The sequence below is a fragment of the Telluria sp. Soil_C_11 genome, assembly GCF_057657395.1.
This window is the reverse complement of sequence record NZ_JBDGIN010000056.1, coordinates 1-654: the sequence shown is the minus strand read 5'-3', so window position 1 is coordinate 654 and position 654 is coordinate 1. Positions and strand designations below refer to the sequence as shown.

1 rRNA gene is annotated in these 654 nt (G+C 50.5%); it reads right to left on the bottom strand.

Annotated elements, in window-relative coordinates:
• Window positions 1-654 (bottom strand): 23S ribosomal RNA (locus tag AC3A6M_RS24840); the annotation flags it as partial.

Below are 654 nucleotides of genomic sequence, written 5' to 3'. Positions count from 1 at the left end.
CCAAGGTTAGAACCTCAAATGAACCAGGGTGGTATTTCAAGGATGGCTCCACGAGAACTGGCGTCCCCGCTTCAAAGCCTCCCACCTATCCTACACAGATTGATTCAAAGTCCAATGCAAAGCTACAGTAAAGGTTCATGGGGTCTTTCCGTCTAGCCGCGGGTAGATTGCATCATCACAAACATTTCAACTTCGCTGAGTCTCGGGAGGAGACAGTGTGGCCATCGTTACGCCATTCGTGCAGGTCGGAACTTACCCGACAAGGAATTTCGCTACCTTAGGACCGTTATAGTTACGGCCGCCGTTTACTGGGACTTCAATCAAGAGCTTGCACCCCATCATTTAATCTTCCAGCACCGGGCAGGCGTCACACCCTATACGTCCACTTTCGTGTTTGCAGAGTGCTGTGTTTTTATTAAACAGTCGCAGCCACCAGTTTATTGCAACCCTTTCACCCTTCCACAGTAAAGTGGTCAAGCTACCGGGGCGTACCTTATCCCGAAGTTACGGTACCAATTTGCCGAGTTCCTTCTCCCGAGTTCTCTCAAGCGCCTTAGAATACTCATCTCGCCCACCTGTGTCGGTTTGCGGTACGGTCTCGTATGACTGAAGCTTAGAGGCTTTTCTTGGAACCACTTCCGATTGCTTCGCAGC